Raw genomic sequence first — 17,395 nt, 5'->3', positions numbered from 1 at the left:
TTAATTTTAAATGCTAAAAGCTGAATTTCACATTAAACCCAAATGACCTTGTTGAAGGCAGGCTGAACACGTCATTAGACTGCATCGCATTGGTAGTGCTCATGGCCTGTTCCGGATCAAAAGGCGCTTTTTTATAGAAGAAGAACAAATTTCTTCCTACTAAAGACAAAGAAACATTTTTGAATACCGGGTTTTCGCTTTTTGCACGGAAGTTATACCCCAGTACCAGTTGCCCCAGTCTTATGTTCGTCCTGGAAAAAATATAGGGTTCCATGATCTTATTTCTGTCGCCTACTGCAGAATAATAAGTGGCCGGATCAATAGTTGTTACCGCAGTTGTTCCAAAAACCGCGTTGATGGGTACATATCCCTGGTCTCTTGCTGCAGCGGTTCTTTCGCTCACGCCATAAGAATCCAGAAAGGCTTCTGTTTTTGAAAAAGCCACGCCTCCGAATTTTCCATTAATCAGGAAACTGGCAAACCAATTATCATAGGTAAAACTATTGTTCCATCCCAACAGGAAATCAGGATTCACATTACCTACTTTTTCCATTTTAGCAGATTTTGTTGGAACAGGGCTTGCCTTAGGGTTGTTGGCATCATAAGTCAGTATAATCCGTCCCTGATCATCTCTTGCAAACTTATAAATGTACACATCATTAAAAGAACCTCCAGCCATCACAAGCGATGAAAAACCTTCATCCCCTCCCCCCGTAAGGCTTGCAGTACCTGTAATAGCTGTAATATAATTCGGGTTACTGGGAATTAATTCGACAATTTTATTTTTGTTCCGGGAGCCATTAAATGCCGTTTTCCAACTGAACTTTTCAGTGTGTACCGGATCTCCGCTCAGCGTGAACTCAAATCCATGGTTATCAATTTTCCCTGCATTAACATAGTAAGTAGTAAAACCCGAACCGGAAGGGGCCGCCAGGGAAAGAAATTGATTGGTACTTATATCCTTATAATAGGTGAAGTCCAGTCCAAGCCTGCCGTCTAAAAACCTGCTTTCAATACCATACTCATCACTTACGATTTTTTCTGGTTTTAAGTTCGTGAACGGCACCTGTGTATTTCGGTTGATACCCCCAATGCCGGAAGGACCGCCTGCACCGCCAATAGTATTCCACGGGTTTACTACGTTAAAGGGCACTTCGTTCGCTGTTTGCGATAAGGAGGCCCGTACTTTTAAAAATGAAATGGCTTTGGGTAACCGGAGCATTTTGCTGACAATGGCGCTGGCTCCAATAGAAGGATATAAATAGGAGTCATTCCCGGTAAGTGCCAATGTAGAAGCCCAGTCGTTACGGGCAGCTAAATCCAGAAAAACCATGTCCTTATACCCTAGGGTTGCGTTTGCAAACGCACCCTCTTTTATAGTTGTATACCCGGTGCTGTTAATGATAACGTTATAAGGTATGTTAGCAAGTGTGAAAACATTGGGATACTGTAAGGATACGGTATTGTTGTTTACGTTCATACCATCATTAAATATGTTTTTTTGATAACTAAGACCGGCTAGAGAGGTTAAACTTATGTTTCCGAATGTTTTGTTGTAGGTTAAGATCCCATCGGTATACAAAGACTGATCCGTGTATTTTGTATAATCCCACTTACCATTCGGGCTCACACTTACCGAATTGCCGTCTGCCGCATAACGATAGTCCCTCAGCACATTATTGTAGTCTACATTGCCCCTTATCTCAAACCGCAGGCCCGGTGCAATGTCGTAACCAAGTTTCAAGCTGGCTATGGCCCGTTTGGAAGTAGCCAGTTTAGGGTCTTTATAAATTTCCCAATAAGGGTTGTTTTGTTTTTCTTCGGTAGAATACCAATTCATTTTATACATATTCCTGCTGCTGTCAAATATCTGGTAGCTATTCTTATACGTATCAAAGTTCCGGTCCCTCGCAAATAAATACAAGCCGGTAAGAGGGTTGTTATAATACCCGGCCCCGGGACGGTTTTTTGATACCTCCGCAGACAATATAACATTGGAACTGATTGTCAGCTTGTCATTGAACAATTTGGTGCTCTGGTTAAACGCGAAGTTGTTTTTGCTGTAGGTGTTGGTTGGCATTACACCCGTTGCCGAAATATTAGCGTAGGAAAAATAGACGGTCGTTTTATCATTCCCGCCGGATATAGATACGCCGTTGGTTGCAGTAGCGCCGGTCCGGAAAAAATCTTTGATATAGTTTTTTTGATAATTACCGGATGTAACATTCACGACCGGTGATTTTTGAATATTTATAAGGTCTGTAGCGTTTAGCTTCGTCATGTCAGGATATATCCAACTATAGTCCCCCTTTCCACTTGTGCCATAACGATATTGAAATTGAGGAAGCCCGGATACCTGTTCAAAAATAGTGCTTGAATTAAAGTCGACAGACATTCTGCCTGACCGGCCTTTTTTCGTGGTAATTAAGATCACACCGTTGGCACCCTGGCTTCCATAAAGGATAGCGGCATTGGCGCCTCTTAACACGTTGATACTTTCAATATCAGCGGGGTTAATTGACGAAAGTCCGTCCCCGCCATCTGTTCCGCCATAAGAACCGGGTTGCGCGTTTTTATTGTTTACCAGGGGAATACCATCTATTACATAGAGGGCTTCACTCAGCCCCGTTAGTGATTTGTTTCCTCTGAGCACCGCTTTGGTAGACCCACCCGCGCCAGAACCACTTACTTTGATGTCAAGCCCCGCCGCTTTACCACTCAACGCGTCTACAAAGTTGGTGTTGGAGGCCTTTCTTAGCTCATCACCTCCTACGGTTTGTGAAGCATAGGTTAGCGAAGCCTTGTTTCGTTTAATGCCCAACGCAGTAACCACCACCTCGGTTAGGTTTTGATTGCCTTGCGCAAGAGTAATGACGATGTCGTTAGTACCGGCATCCACCTGCACGTCTTTTGTTACAAAGCCCACAGCACTCACCTGCAGGGTTGCCTTGCCATTGGGTACGGTAATTCTAAACTTGCCATCAGCGTCGCTGGCACTTGCTTTTGAGCTACCCTTAATAGATATAGTTGCAGCGGACACACCATTGCCCGAGCCCTCTTCCTTTACAGTCCCGGACAATTGCCTGTTTTGAGCAAAAGCGGCAAGTCCAAATAGTAGGAGCACTGCCAGAATATTGATTTTTAACATACTCAGCGTTTAAAATTTATAAGGGAATAAAAAATAACACCAGATCAATTGGTGTCATACGTTAGTAGGTTCAATAAAATGAGTTCCTTTGCGGGCAACCTTCTGGATAGAAGGTTTTTTTACCAGCACCAGATCTGCCGATGGATTTCGAAGAAATGTGCGGCCGCTGGAAAGAAGCGGAATTAAAAGAAACCTCAGGGGAAATATGGAGGCGTTAAATAAGGGATACGGTCCATAGCTGGTTTGTACCGGTTTTGTTGCATAAACTGGAAATATTTATTTTTATTAAAACTGAATAAAAACAACCGCCCTTACCTAGGGATAACAAGCTAATAAAACAATAATTGCATCACATTATAATGCCGTCCGTAACAGCATTACTCCTCTCATGTATAAACTAAGGCTTTCAAACCTCAATACCATCGTATTTGAAAGCTTACATAAATTTAGGGGTTCTTAACAAAAAATTGATTTTTTTATGGGTTATTTTTCATGTGGTAATTGAAATTTTTTTCTGCCGGTTGAAGGAAGCGGCAAATGGGCCATCCAACAAATGGCGCTATTTCCTTTATTTAAACGATAAACTTTAGTAAGTTTGGAAGGGATAGATCCCTGAATACGATGCTTCATTCTTTTCATAACCGGAAAATAATTTGGGTGTTGGCGCTATTGGTAACAACAGGAGCCGTGGCCTGCTTTACCAGCAGCTCAAAAAAAGTAGACTTTAGCGCAGACGTAAAACCCATCCTTAATAAAAAATGTATCATTTGCCATGGCGGGGTAAAAGCCAAAGGTGGATTTAGTTTACTGTTCAGAGAAGAAGCGCTTGCAACTACCGAATCAGGCGAACCCGCCATTATCCCGGGCGATCCGGATCATAGCGAAATGATCCGCCGGCTGACGGCGAAAGATCCTGAAGAGCGGATGCCCTATAAACATGCGCCCCTAAGCGATGACGAAATAGATATCCTGCGCCGGTGGATCAAACAAGGAGCAAAATGGGGCGATCACTGGGCCTACCTGCCGGTTAAAAAAACGGAGGTACCGGATGAACAAAATCCCTGGATCCGGAATGATATCGATAAGTTTATTTATGAGAAGCTGGATGCGCAGGGACTAAAACCGGCAGCGCCCGCAGATAAATATACTTTATTAAGAAGAGTGAGCCTGGACCTGATCGGCATGTATCCCTCCGATGCAATAGCGCAGCAATACCTGAGAACGGGTGATGATAAGGCCTATGAACAACTGGTGGACTCCCTGTTATCCTCCAGGCATTTTGGAGAAAAATGGACTTCGATGTGGCTGGATCTGGCGCGCTATGCCGATACCAAGGGATATGAATCCGACGGCGGACGCGGCATCTGGCGTTACCGCGATTGGCTGATCGACGCATTCAATGCGGATAAACCTTATAATGTTTTTATCACCGAACAAATTGCCGGCGACCTGTTGCCCCATCCTACCGACGCGCAATATATTGCCACCGCGTTCAGTCGCAACAGTATGACCAACGATGAGGGCGGAACGGATAATGAGGAATTCCGTACTGCCGCCGTGCTGGATCGGGTAAACACCACCTGGTCAACACTCATGAGCACCACGTTTTCCTGCGTGCAATGTCATAGTCATCCTTATGACCCCTTCCGGCATGAAGAGTATTACCAGTTTGCGGCCTACTTTAATAATACAATGGACGACGATATCCCCGCCGAATACCCGCTGGTGCGGGAATACAATGATTCCATGAAGCTACGGCTAACCGGGTTGATACAATGGATCCGCGAAAAGGGCAATGAAGCACAAACGCAGCAATTGTACCAGTTTCTCAAAACCTGGGAGCCTGTGGCGTATGCCACAACGGCCGATAGCCTGAAAAACGCGATCATCATTAATAAAAATGTGGCGCTGGGCATGCGCAACCATTCCTACGCAAGACTGAGAAATGTAAACCTGGACGGGGCGCGGCAGGTCATCTGGAATTTTTATTCCAACAAACCCGGAGGACGGTTAAACTTCAGGATGGATACACCCGATGGCCCTTTACTGGGCTCAGTAGCCATACAGCCGCAGGATAAATGGCACAAGGAAGCCGCTGAAATACAGGAGCAGCAAGGAGTGCATGATGTGTATGTTGTCTATGAAAACCCGGGCCTGCCCGCGGGAACTGAAGATATATTAGGAACGTTTGATTGGTTTGGGTTTATTCCGGATCTGCCCGGCAAAGGCACACCGGCTTATGCGGCCAATAAAAAAATGTATTGGGATCTTTTAACGGCGCCGGTGACCACAACCCCCGTAATGATGGAAAATCCGGGCTGGATGCGCCGTAAAACACATGTATTTGAAAGGGGCAACCGGTTAACGCTGGGGAAAGAAGTAGCACCCGCTGTTCCCCGTTCGCTGGGCTTCGCCATGCCGGCCAATGCGCCTAAAAACCGTATGGGGCTAGCCCTGTGGCTTACCGATAAGCGCAATCCATTGGTATCACGAACCATGGTGAACCGGCTGTGGGAACAGCTTTTTGGAGAGGGCATCGTGGAAACACTTGACGATATGGGCACCCAGGGAATGCCTCCGACCCACCAGGAACTATTGGATTATCTTTCCTGGAAGTTTATGAACGATGATAATTGGAGCATCAAAAAAGTATTGAAAGAAATAGTGCTAAGCGCCACCTACCGGCAAAGTTCAAAGCTAACCCCGGAGCTGAAAGAAAAGGACCTGGCCAATAAATTTTACGCAAGAGGGCCACGCTTACGTTTGAGCGCCGAACAATTACGCGACCAGGATCTGTGCATCAGCGGCCTGATGAGCAGCAAAATGTACGGCCCCAGCGTAATGCCCTGGCAGCCTGATGGCATCTGGTTGTCGCCCTACAACGCCGCACGATGGCAGAGCAGTGCGGGGGAAGATCAATACCGCAGGGCAGTGTACACTTACTGGAAACGCACGGCGCCCTATCCTTCGATGATCTCTTTCGACGGTGCCCAACGGGTATTGTGCACTGTAAAACGCGTGCGTACCAACACGCCGCTGCAGGCGCTGACCACCCTCAACGATTCAGCTTATCTGGATATGGCACGACATCTGGCGGCCAGGATGGAGAAGGAAGGAGGCAATGATGCAGCAGCACAAATTAAAAAAGGATACCAACTGCTCCTGTACCGGCCCGCGCAAGCCGGGGAAGTAAAGGTATTTGAAGGATTATACCTGCAGGCATTAAAGGATTTTACCTCAAGTCCGCAAAAAGCGATCGCCATGGCGGGTGGACAAAAAGAAAAAACAACGCCTTCTGGTGCTGCAATGATCGTGGTGGCCAATGCGATGCTGAACCTGGATGAAGTAGTGACGAAAAACTGAGTCACGTTTCGATCTGACCGCAAGGGCGCGAAGATATTTTACACGACTGTTCAGAAAATATCTTCGCATAGCGTCATCGCGGTGAAAATGAAATAAAATTGTTACAAGATGACAAAAAAAGACCTTATTGATCAGCGTTTGGTAAAAGAAGCCGAATTGATGGTGATGCAATCCCATACCCGCCGGCATTTTTTAAAAGAAAGCGCCATGGGGTTGGGGGCATTGGCCATGGGATCACTATTGGGCGGTTGTGGCAAAAAAAAGGCAGCTCATTCTATCGCCTTTGATCCTGCGCATCCGTTGTTACCAAAAGCGCCGCCTTTTGCGGGCCGGGCAAAGAGCGTCATTTTCTTACATATGGCCGGAGCTCCTTCTCAGTTGGAATTATTCGATTATAAACCGGAACTGACAAAGATGGACGGACAGGATTGTCCACCGTCCTTCCTGGCCGGGAAACAATTTGCCTTTATTACCGGCGTGCCCAAAATGCTGGGGCCCCAGGCAAAATTTGCGCAACACGGTCAATCAGGAGCATGGGTCAGCGACAACCTCCCGCATCTTTCCACGGTAGTGGATGAGGTAAGTTTTTTAAAGGCTGTGAGTACGGATCAATTCAACCACGCTCCCGCACAGTTGCTGGTGCATACCGGTAGCCCGCGCCTGGGCCGCCCCAGCATGGGAAGCTGGGTCACTTATGGGTTAGGAACAGAAAATCAAAACCTGCCCGGCTTTGTAGTGCTTACCAGCGGCGGCAGTTTCCCCGATGCCGGCAAAAGCGTGTGGGGCAGCGGCTTTCTGCCATCGGTATATCAGGGGGTGCAATGCCGGAGCGAGGGCGACCCGGTGCTCTTCATCAAAGACCCGGACGGCATGAGCCGTGACCTGCGTAAGGCTTCTATTGAAGCAGTTAATAAAGCCAATATGCAGGAGTACAAAGAGTATAACGATCCCGAAATACTTTCCCGCATCTCCCAGTATGAAATGGCCTACCGCATGCAGATCACCGCACCGGAGGTGATGAATATTAACGACGAACCGCAGTACATTCACGATATGTATGGAACGAAACCGGGTAAAGCCTGTTTTGCGAACAACGTGCTGCTGGCAAGAAAATTAGTGGAAAAAGGAGTGCGCTTTGTGCAGTTGTTCGATTGGGGCTGGGATGCGCATGGCGATAACGCCAATAATGCATTAAACATAGGGATGCTCAACAAATACCGGAGCGTGGATAAGCCGGTAACCGCACTGCTGCTGGATCTGAAGCAACGCGGGTTGCTGGATGAAACGCTGGTGGTATGGGCAGGAGAATTTGGTCGCACCCCCATGATGGAAAACCGCAACGGTGCGCAGAACCCTTTTAAAGGAAGAGACCACCACACGGACGCTTTTACCATTTGGATGGCCGGCGGCGGCATTAAAAAAGGCTATACACATGGGGAAACCGATGAGATCGGCTATACCGCGGTAAGTGGAAAAGTGGATGCGTTCGACATACAGGCTACCATTTTGAATCAGTTGGGATTTGATCACGAGCAGTTTACTTATCCTTACCAGGGCCGGCCTTTTCGTTTGACCGACGTGGGTGGAAAAGTGATCAATGAGGTTATTGCATAGCTTACGGATTTTCACAGAAGGACTAAAAAAATCTGTGCAAATCTGTGGGATCTGTGAGAGCGAAAAACTGAATTTGGAAACAAACGATCTATAAATTATGAACTATAACCGAAGAAACTTTTTAAAATCCTCATCTGCTGCTGCGGCGGCCGGATTATTTTTCCCTTACGGGGAATCCGCAGCAAAACCAGGGTTCCTGAAAACGCCGGCGCAGGCGGGCTTTCAGTTGATGGTGATGGCCACCAACTGGGGTTATAACGGAACGATTGATGCTTTTTGTGCAGCCGCAAAGCGGGATGGTTATGACGGCGCTGAAGTAGTATGGCCGGCAACCGAAACTGCACAGCAGGAATTATTCGCCGCCCTGAAAAAACATTCCCTGCAGGTGGCCTTTTTATGCCAGAGTGCGGGGGATGATTGGAAGACCAACCTGGAGCATTTTAAAAAAATAACCACGGCATCTGCCACCAATCGTTCTCAAAAGCCCGTTTATATTAATTGTCACGCCGGAAAAGATCATTTCAGCTTTGAGCAGAATAAAGCCTTTATTACCTACTCCCAGCAGCTTTCAAAAGACACCGGCATAAAGATCTATCACGAAACCCATCGTTCACGGATCCTGTTTGCCGCACATATCGCCCGGCAGTTTATTGAGCAACTGCCCGACTTAAGGTTAACATTGGATATCTCCCATTGGTGCAATGTGCACGAAAGCATGTTGAGTGATCAGCGGGAAACTGTGGCACTGGCCATCGATCGCACGGAACATTTTCATGCCCGGGTTGGCCATCCGGAAGGCCCACAGGTCAATGATCCGCGCGCGCCGGAATGGGAATCCGTTGTAAAACAACATTTCGACTGGTGGGATAAGATCGCGGAGCGAAAAAGAAAAAAAGGAGAGGTAATGACGGTGCTCACAGAATTTGGCCCGCCCACTTATATGCCCACCCTGCCTTATACACAGCAGCCGGTGGCCGATCAATGGACGATTAATGTACACATGATGAAAACCCTCAGAAGCCGGTACCAATAACTGTTTATGACGCTACTTACACTCGTGGATTTTGTGGGAAGATTTCATCCGGTATTGGTGCACCTGCCGATCGGGATATTGCTGATCGCCTGTTTGTTTCAATTGTTTGCCAAACGGCTTCCCTCATTGGAGCCTGCCATACCTGTAATGCTCTTTTGGGGAATGCTGGCCGCCATTGCTTCCTGTATGACGGGCTATCTGCTTTCCTTAAGCGGCGATTATGATCAGGAGCTGGTGACCCGGCACCAATGGCTCGGAATTGTTACGGCCATTGCAGCGCTGTTACTTTACGGGTGCTACCGTTTTTCTCTTCTGACCCGGTATTCGAATATCATGGCGGGCCTTACTATTGGCGCCGTAACCGTTACCGGTCACCTGGGCGGGTCATTGACTCATGGGGCAGATTATCTTACCGCAGGTCTTAACAGTGTAGATCCCAACCAACCCCTAAAACCCATTCCCAATATACAGGAAGCGGTCCTGTACACAGCCGTAGTGCAGCCAATCCTGCAACGTAAATGTTATAGCTGTCATGGAAGTACTAAACAAAAAGGTAGGCTGCGCCTGGATAAAGAGCCCAATATTTTAAAAGGAGGTAAAGATGGTAAGATCCTTGCCAGCGGTAAGCCGGATGAAAGCGCCCTGGTAAAGCGGCTGCTGCTGCCGTTGAGCGACGATGACCATATGCCACCCAAAGAAAAACCACAATTAACACCCAATGAAGTAGCCGTGTTAAGCTGGTGGGTCAGCACCGGCAACAGTTTTACAAAAAAAGTAAAAGAATTACCGCAAACCGATAAAATAAAACCGGTTTTGGCGGCACTGCAATCAGGCAGCGACGGGTCGGGCGCAGCCGCTAATATAGCTGTTCCCAAAGACGATGTGGCCGCAGCAGATGAAAGCGCTGTTAAGCAGTTAACAGACAATGGTGTGATCGTGGTTCCGGTATCGAACGACAAAAATTATGTGTCCGTTAATTTTGTGACGGCAACGGCAAAAGCCGCAACGCTGGTCAAGCTGCTGGAGCCGATAAAAAAACAGGTGGTGTGGCTAAAACTGGACAACAGTAATATTACCGATGAAAGCCTGAAAACAATAGCCGCGCTTGCCAACCTTACCCGTCTGTCTCTGAGCAATACCGCAATTACGGATGCGGGAATGGCGCAACTAAGCACCTTAAAGCAATTACAGGTATTGAACCTGGTGGGAACAAAAATCACTCAACAGGGATTGGGATCATTAAAAGGACTGAAAACCCTGCGGGAGCTCTATTTGTATAAAACAGCGGTCAATAAAAACAATTGGGCGCAACTGAAACAGGCTTTTCCCAAAGTGCTGCTGGATTCCGGTGGCTATATTGTTCCCACGCTGGAAACAGATACAACCCTTGTTACGGCGCCACAGAAGAAATAACCGTGAAAGCCAGGGGGGTAATTTTTTTAAGCGCTTTTGGACTAAAAAGAATTTTTCTTGCCATTAAAATGGTAAACCCTTAAAACAAGGCTGTTAAAACCGCTTTCCCGCACTCCCGGTTTCGCGCTATTCTATTAATAGACGCGCGACCTTTATTCAACAGTAATTTTGGTAAAAAATCCGGTGATCTATATAACGCAGGAACGCACCTTTTGTATGAACTTTGCCCCATCAATATTAAAAATTTGAATAATGCAATACAGAAAATTAGGAACAGGTTTGGAAGTATCTGCCATCGGGTTGGGTTGTATGGGACTAAGCTACGGATACGGCCCTGCAACAGAAAAAGCAACTGCTACCCGGTTGTTGCACGCGGCTATAGAAAAAGGCGTTACTTTTTTTGATACGGCCGAGATGTATGGGCCCTACACCAATGAAGAACTATTAGGCGAAGCATTGCAGCCCTACCGGGATAAAGTAGTGATCGCCACAAAATTTGGCATAAAATTGCAGGAGGGCAAACAGGTGCAGGACAGCAGCCCCCAACAGATCCGCAAAGCGATAGAAGGTTCGCTAACAAGATTAAAGACGGATGTGATCGACCTGTATTATCAGCACCGGGTAGATACCAATACACCGATAGAAGAAGTGGCAACAACGATGGGGGCATTGATCAAAGAAGGCAAGATCAAACACTGGGGCCTTTCAGAAGCGGGGGTGGCAACCATCCGCCGGGCGCATGCTGTTACCCCGGTCACCGCAGTAGAAAGTGAATATTCCCTCTGGTGGCGCAAGCCCGAACAGGAACTGCTTCCGGCACTGGAAGAACTGGGCATCGGCTTTGTCCCCTTCAGCCCGCTGGGAAAGGGATTTCTTACGGGGAACATTCATAAGGACACACAGTTCGACAAAGACGATTTCCGGAATATAGTGCCGCGGTTCACAAAAGAAAATATGGATACCAACCAGGGGCTTGTGGAGCTGTTAAAGAGCATTGCCATTCAAAAGAACGCAACGCCGGCACAACTAGCGCTGGCCTGGATCCTGGCGCAACAATCCTGGATCGTTCCCATTCCGGGCACCACAAAATTGCACCGGCTGGAAGAAAATATCGGGGCGGTCAACATTGAATTGACCGCTGATGAACTTAAAACAATTGACGATACCGTATCAAAAATGGAAATAGCCGGGGCACGTTATCCGGCAGAACTGGAAGCAAGAACCGGAAAATAAAAATAGTACTAATGGAAACAATTACGAATACCCTTTTCCCAAAAGGAAATCCTTTACCCGCTGATTGGTTCACGGGAAATGCTTTTTTGACCCCGCTAATTTCAAAAGACAAAAACAATGCTTTTGCCATAGGCAGTGTTACCTTTGAACCAGGAGCCCGTACCCATTGGCATACGCATCCCCGGGGGCAAATATTGATCGTAACCGAAGGCTCCGGTTTTTACCAGGAAAAAGACAAACCGGCCCAGCCGATAAAAAAAGGAACGGTGGTCAATATTCCGGAAGACGTGGTGCACTGGCACGGCGCGGCAGCCAACAGCAAAATGGTGCATATAGCCATTACCAATTATGAGGGTGAAGCAAATGTTACCTGGCTGCAGCCGGTGACTGAAGAGGAGTATAGTAGTGTTCAGATAAGGATACCTGATGTTACTGCGCTGAACACGAAACAACAGAAAATGGCGCTTATAGCAGCATTCACGGCGGTTGGAAATACGGAGCAACTGAGCAAGCAATTGAACGAAGGACTGGATGCCGGACTAACCATTAATGAAATAAAAGAAGCGCTGGTGCAGTTATATGCCTATTGTGGATTTCCCAGGAGTCTGAATAGCATCGCTATATTTATGGCGGTATTAGAGGAGCGAAAAAAGAACGGTATGGAAGATTCGGGTGGAGAGGAAGCAAGCGTAACAAATTTGGTGTCTGACAAATATGAACAGGGCAGAAAAGTATTAGAGACGCTTACCCAAAAAGCTCAGCAAAAGCCCGCGCCCGGTTTTGGAGCCTTTGCTCCCCGTATCGACGCTTTTTTAAAAGAACATTTATTTGCGGACATATTCGATAGCGATGTGCTTTCCTTTCAGCAACGGGAGCTGGTGACCATTGCGGCATTAGCCGCTATGGCCGGTGTAACGCAACAATTGCAGGCACATTTAAGAATGGGACTGAACACCGGTCTTACTGCCAGCCAGCTGGAGGCGCTTATTGCACTGGTTGGAACGCAGCCCGAACATGCAAAAGAAATATTGCTACAAGTGATACAGAATTGAAGGATGACCGGGCTCTAAAAACACACACATGAAACAGATCAGAAAAAATGCAGTCTTTTTTTTAATCGCCTTATTGATGCTTTTTATGAATACTACAGCCACTGCACAACAGCAAAACCGGATGATCAGGATAGCAAAAATTGAAATAGACAGTGCTTATCTCGACCAATATAAAGCAGATGTAGCTGAGCACACCAAGGCAGCCGTACAGCTAGAGCCGGGCGTCTTAGGGCTATATGCAATGTACGAAAAAGAACACCCCAATCGCGTTACAATTTTAGAAATATATGCCAACAAGGAAGCCTATCAGGCGCATTTAAAAACCCCGCATTTCTTAAAGTACAAGACCAGCACCCTTAAAATGGTGCAATCGTTACAACTGATTGATATGGACCCGATCGCCTTTGCTGCAAAAACGGCTGTTCCGGACTCTGCAAAATGATAAACCGGCGGCAGGCATCGTTAATAGAATTTTAAAAGAAATAATAATAATATGGATACTTACTCAGTAAAAGCATTTGGCACAGAAGCGGCCGATGCAGATCTAAAACAAATGAATATTGACCGGCGGGAACCCACTCCCACTGATGTGGAAATCGAAATTTTGTATTGCGGCGTTTGCCATTCCGACCTGCATACCGCGCGCAACGACTGGGGTGGCAGCAAATACCCGGTAGTTCCGGGACATGAGATTGTAGGCCGCGTTACGCGGGTGGGCAGTGCCGTTACGAAATTCAAGACAGGTGATCTGGCAGCGGTAGGCTGCCTGGTAGACAGTTGCCGCACCTGCGAAAGTTGCCGGCAGGACCTGGAACAATATTGCCTGAACGGATTTACCGGCACTTATAATGGCAAGGACAAACACTCTGGTAAACATACTTTTGGCGGCTATTCAGAAAAAGTAGTCGTAGCGGAGCACTTTGTGCTAAAAGTGCCCGGGAACCTGGACCTCGCAGCAGTGGCGCCCCTGCTTTGCGCAGGCATTACCACCTGGTCGCCGTTAAGGCACTGGAACGTTGGCAAAGACAGTAAAGTAGCAGTTATAGGCCTGGGCGGATTGGGGCACATGGCCATAAAACTGGCAAAAGGCCTGGGCGCCGCGGTGACCCTGTTTTCAAGAACGCCGGGAAAAACACAGGATGCAAAAGAATTGGGTGCCGATGAAGTGATCATCTCTACCAATGAAGCGCAAATGAAAGCGGCGAAAGGCAAATTCGATCTGATCATTGATACGGTTCCTTATGTACATGATATAAATCCCTATGTGGGAACACTGAACATCAACGGAACAATAGTTTTGGTGGGTTACCTGGGGCCATTGGATCCAATGCTGCAAACAGTGCCAATGATCATGGGGCGCCGGTCGGTAGCAGGATCCGTCATTGGCGGCATCGCCGAAACGCAGGAGCTGCTCGACTTTTGCGGAGAACATAATATAGTCTCCGAGATTGAACTGATCAACATGCAGGAGATCAATACTGCTTATGAGCGCATGCTGAAAAGCGATGTGCGGTATCGCTTTGTGATCGATATGGCGAGTCTGAAGTAACAGGGAAACCTGTGAGGTTTTCAAGGCCTCACAGGTCTTTTTTTGTAGCTTAGCAGAAATCATACACATGAGAAGAATCGGCTTGTTTGCCATTGCGATTGCCGCGCAGCTTGCCACGCTCGCGCAACCCAAAGTTCTGGTTCCGGGGGATGCCGCCTCGAATAGTTTTTCAGCGGAACGGTTACAACGGATCGATAAGGTGCTACAGGAGTATATCCGGAATAGCTGGATCAAAGGCGCCACTGCTGTTATTGTACATAACGGCGTAATCGTTTATAATAAAGCCTTCGGTACGGGCCATGCACAACCCGGTGCGCCGTTAAAAATAAACGATATTTTCCGTATCGCATCCCAAACAAAAGCCATTACCAGCACCGCAGTCATGATGCTGTTTGAAGAAGGAAAATTCCTGCTGGATGATCCCATCTCAAAATATATTCCGGCTTTTGCACATCCAAAAGTGCTGGATAAATTCAATGCGTTGGATAGTAGTTATACAACGGTACCGGCAAAAAGAGAAATTACAATTCGTGATCTGCTCACGCATACCTCCGGTATCGATTATGCACAAATAGGATCTCCACAGATGAAAGCCATTTATGCAAAATCCGGAATACCGGCAGGCTTTCTTCCCCATCCGCAGCAACTGGCGGCAGCGATTGATAAACTGGGAACATTACCACTGGTACATCAGCCGGGTGAAAAATTTACTTATGGCTTAAATACAGATGTTTTGGGCCGGCTGGTAGAAGTACTGTCCGGTATGAGCCTGGATGATTTTTTGCGCAGAAGGATATTTGAGCCCCTGCAGATGCAGGATACTTATTTCCATTTGCCTGATTCCAAACGCTCCCGTCTGGTTACCGTTTACACGGAAGATAAAAAAACAAAGGGCCTGATCCCCTGGGCCGATACCACCTTTCGCGGAATATCAGTTGATTATCCAACCAACAACAATGGCTATTTTTCCGGTGGCGCGGGGCTGGTATCTACCACGATGGATTATGCTGCTTTTTTACAGATGATCCTGAATAAAGGTGTATACAATGGAAAGCGATTATTAGCCCGGCATACTGTAGAAATAATGACTCAAAATCAGATCGGCGATATTCCTTTGGGGAATAATAAATTCGGACTGGGCTTTGAGATCACTACAGAAAAAGGAGCTTTGAAATTGGGTCAATCTGTGGGAAGTTTCGCCTGGGGCGGATTTTTTGGAACTACCTATTGGGGCGATCCCCGGGAAAATATCGTTGCGCTCCTATTTATACAGCAATGGCCCTTCTCCCACAGCGAGATCGGAGATAAATTTAAGGCATTGGTATACCAGGCACTGCAATAATTTGTTTTTTTGTAGTTTAGCGGCAAATAACGAAAATGAAAAAAATCGGCTTGTTTGCTACTGCCCTGCAGTTTCTGATTACTCCTGTAACCTTTGCCATGAAAACGATTCATGAAAACGGGTTGGCAAAAAATGGAATTGTTGCACATCGCGGAGCATTTAAAACAAATAAATTACCCGAAAACTCGATTGCTTCTTTAAAAAATGCCATTGCGCTTAAATGTGCGGGTTCAGAATTTGATGTGCAGATGACTGCTGACGACTCGCTGATCATCAACCATGATCCGAAATATAACGGGTTAACCATTGAAAAAACGGCTTATGCCGAACTAAAAAAAACACCTTTATCAAACGGGGAGCACTTACCCACATTACAGGAATATCTTTCAGCAGGGCTGAAAAACAACTGGTCAACCCGGCTGGTACTCGAAATAAAACCCTCTGTCTTCAGCAAAGAACGGGCGCAGCAGGTGACCGAAAAAGTGATAAAAATGGTGCATCGCCTGGGCGCCGCGCCAATGGTGGTATACATCAGTTTCGATTATGATGTATGTAAAAAAGTAAAAACGCTTGATCCGAAAGCCCAGGTGCAATACCTGAATGGAGACAAGTCCCCGGAGGAAATAAAAAGGGATGGCCTGGATGGCATCGATTATCATTTCTCTGTCTTTCAAAAACACCCGGACTGGATCCCCCAGGCAAAACATAATAATATTGTGCTGAACGCCTGGACCGTAAATAATGCGGCAGAAATGGACTGGCTGCTGGCGAATCGGTTTGATTTTATCACCACCAATGAACCGGAATTACTGGCCGAGCGTATTAAAATAAACCCGGTGGCAAAAGGGTGGAAACTGATATGGAGCGATGAATTCAATACCAATGGATTGCCCGATACAACCAAATGGGGTTATGATGTAGGTGGCAATGGCTGGGGCAATAATGAGCTGGAATATTATACTAAAGCTGACACGAGCAATGCAGTGGTACGCGACGGGAAGCTCCTGATCATCGCAAAAAAAGAAAATAAAGAGCATAACACGTTCACCTCGGCCCGGCTGGTTACAAAAGGCAAAGGCGACTGGCGGTATGGGAGAATAGAGGTAAGCGCTAAACTGCCCATCGCCAAAGGAACCTGGCCGGCAATATGGATGCTGCCTACCGACTGGAAATATGGCGGATGGCCTGCCAGCGGCGAAATAGACATCATGGAAAATGTAGGCTTTATGCCCGATACCGTGTTTGGCAGCGTGCATACCAAATCCTTCAATCATGTAATCCACACACAGAAAACAAAAGGCTTTTATCTGAACGATGCCGACAAAACGTTTCATGTATATGCAGTGGAATGGAATAAGGACCGGATCGATTTCTTTGTTGATGCACATCCTTATTTCTCATTTAGCAATACCGGGAAAGGTTTTGCGGAATGGCCATTTGACCAGAAATTCCATCTCATTTTAAATGTTGCCATGGGCGGCAACTGGGGAGGTATGCGGGGAATGGATGAAACGCTGAAGCAGGCTGTCATGGAAGTGGATTATGTGCGGGTATTCCAGCAATAAAGCTGTTAAATTTTGCCCAGCCGTCAACAATTAAATTCAGCCGGTGTTATTTTTTAATGAATTTGCAATTATTTATAGCCGCA

Annotated in this window: 11 protein-coding genes; 10 read left to right on the top strand and 1 reads right to left on the bottom strand. The window is 46.8% G+C overall.

Features of this window, described 5'->3' with window-relative positions; genetic code table 11:
• Positions 1-13: 13 nt before the first annotated feature.
• Positions 14-3,148, bottom strand: a complete 3,135-nt coding sequence (locus NIASO_RS14680) for a SusC/RagA family TonB-linked outer membrane protein (RefSeq protein ID WP_008587074.1) — start codon at positions 3,146-3,148, stop codon at positions 14-16.
• 621 nt (positions 3,149-3,769) lie between these two features.
• Between NIASO_RS14680 and NIASO_RS14675 the strand changes: the two genes are divergently transcribed.
• The 10 genes from NIASO_RS14675 (at position 3,770) to NIASO_RS14630 (ending at position 17,312) form a co-directional block, all read left to right on the top strand.
• Entirely contained in the window at positions 3,770-6,511 is a 2,742-nt protein-coding gene (locus NIASO_RS14675) for a DUF1553 domain-containing protein (RefSeq protein WP_025299008.1), read from the top strand.
• Positions 6,512-6,619: 108 nt separating this feature from the next.
• Entirely contained in the window at positions 6,620-8,125 is a 1,506-nt protein-coding gene (locus NIASO_RS14670; RefSeq protein ID WP_008587071.1) for a DUF1501 domain-containing protein, read from the top strand.
• Positions 8,126-8,222: 97 nt separating this feature from the next.
• A complete protein-coding gene (locus NIASO_RS14665) occupies positions 8,223-9,158 on the top strand; it encodes a sugar phosphate isomerase/epimerase family protein (RefSeq protein ID WP_008587069.1) in 936 nt (311 codons plus the stop codon).
• A gap of 6 nt (positions 9,159-9,164) precedes the next feature.
• Positions 9,165-10,571, top strand: coding sequence for a c-type cytochrome domain-containing protein (locus NIASO_RS14660; RefSeq protein WP_008587067.1), 1,407 nt, complete (start codon positions 9,165-9,167; stop codon positions 10,569-10,571).
• Positions 10,572-10,823: 252 nt separating this feature from the next.
• Positions 10,824-11,804, top strand: a complete 981-nt coding sequence (locus NIASO_RS14655; RefSeq protein ID WP_008587066.1) for an aldo/keto reductase — start codon at positions 10,824-10,826, stop codon at positions 11,802-11,804.
• An 11-nt stretch (positions 11,805-11,815) separates the two neighbouring features.
• Positions 11,816-12,856 carry a (R)-mandelonitrile lyase gene (locus NIASO_RS14650; RefSeq protein WP_008587065.1) on the top strand — a complete coding sequence of 347 codons (1,041 nt, stop codon included), beginning with the start codon at positions 11,816-11,818 and terminating at the stop codon, positions 12,854-12,856.
• A gap of 28 nt (positions 12,857-12,884) precedes the next feature.
• The gene (locus tag NIASO_RS14645; RefSeq protein WP_008587063.1) at positions 12,885-13,298 is read left to right on the top strand and encodes a putative quinol monooxygenase; all 414 of its coding nucleotides are present in this window, start codon (positions 12,885-12,887) and stop codon (positions 13,296-13,298) included.
• Between the two features lie 51 nt (positions 13,299-13,349).
• Positions 13,350-14,405: an NAD(P)-dependent alcohol dehydrogenase gene (locus NIASO_RS14640; RefSeq protein WP_008587061.1), complete on the top strand. Its 1,056-nt coding sequence runs from the start codon at positions 13,350-13,352 to the stop codon at positions 14,403-14,405.
• A 67-nt stretch (positions 14,406-14,472) separates the two neighbouring features.
• Positions 14,473-15,747, top strand: coding sequence for a serine hydrolase domain-containing protein (locus NIASO_RS14635; RefSeq protein WP_008587059.1), 1,275 nt, complete (start codon positions 14,473-14,475; stop codon positions 15,745-15,747).
• A 35-nt stretch (positions 15,748-15,782) separates the two neighbouring features.
• Positions 15,783-17,312 carry a glycerophosphodiester phosphodiesterase family protein gene (locus tag NIASO_RS14630; protein ID WP_008587057.1) on the top strand — a complete coding sequence of 510 codons (1,530 nt, stop codon included), beginning with the start codon at positions 15,783-15,785 and terminating at the stop codon, positions 17,310-17,312.
• Positions 17,313-17,395: the final 83 nt, after the last annotated feature.

Source organism: Niabella soli DSM 19437, assembly GCF_000243115.2.
Lineage (GTDB): Bacteria > Bacteroidota > Bacteroidia > Chitinophagales > Chitinophagaceae > Niabella > Niabella soli.
The sequence above is the reverse complement of the archived record's forward strand: the minus strand, read 5'-3'. Positions and strand labels throughout refer to the sequence as shown.

Bases quoted from the DNA above. Each gene is read 5' to 3' on its own strand.
- NIASO_RS14680 (WP_008587074.1), bottom strand. From the start codon at position 3,148: ATGTTAAAAATCAATATTCTGGCAGTGCTCCTACTATTTGGACTTGCC.
- NIASO_RS14675 (WP_025299008.1), top strand. From the start codon at position 3,770: ATGCTTCATTCTTTTCATAACCGGAAAATAATTTGGGTGTTGGCGCTA.
- NIASO_RS14670 (WP_008587071.1), top strand. From the start codon at position 6,620: ATGACAAAAAAAGACCTTATTGATCAGCGTTTGGTAAAAGAAGCCGAA.
- NIASO_RS14665 (WP_008587069.1), top strand. From the start codon at position 8,223: ATGAACTATAACCGAAGAAACTTTTTAAAATCCTCATCTGCTGCTGCG.
- NIASO_RS14660 (WP_008587067.1), top strand. From the start codon at position 9,165: ATGACGCTACTTACACTCGTGGATTTTGTGGGAAGATTTCATCCGGTA.
- NIASO_RS14655 (WP_008587066.1), top strand. From the start codon at position 10,824: ATGCAATACAGAAAATTAGGAACAGGTTTGGAAGTATCTGCCATCGGG.
- NIASO_RS14650 (WP_008587065.1), top strand. From the start codon at position 11,816: ATGGAAACAATTACGAATACCCTTTTCCCAAAAGGAAATCCTTTACCC.
- NIASO_RS14645 (WP_008587063.1), top strand. From the start codon at position 12,885: ATGAAACAGATCAGAAAAAATGCAGTCTTTTTTTTAATCGCCTTATTG.
- NIASO_RS14640 (WP_008587061.1), top strand. From the start codon at position 13,350: ATGGATACTTACTCAGTAAAAGCATTTGGCACAGAAGCGGCCGATGCA.
- NIASO_RS14635 (WP_008587059.1), top strand. From the start codon at position 14,473: ATGAGAAGAATCGGCTTGTTTGCCATTGCGATTGCCGCGCAGCTTGCC.
- NIASO_RS14630 (WP_008587057.1), top strand. From the start codon at position 15,783: ATGAAAAAAATCGGCTTGTTTGCTACTGCCCTGCAGTTTCTGATTACT.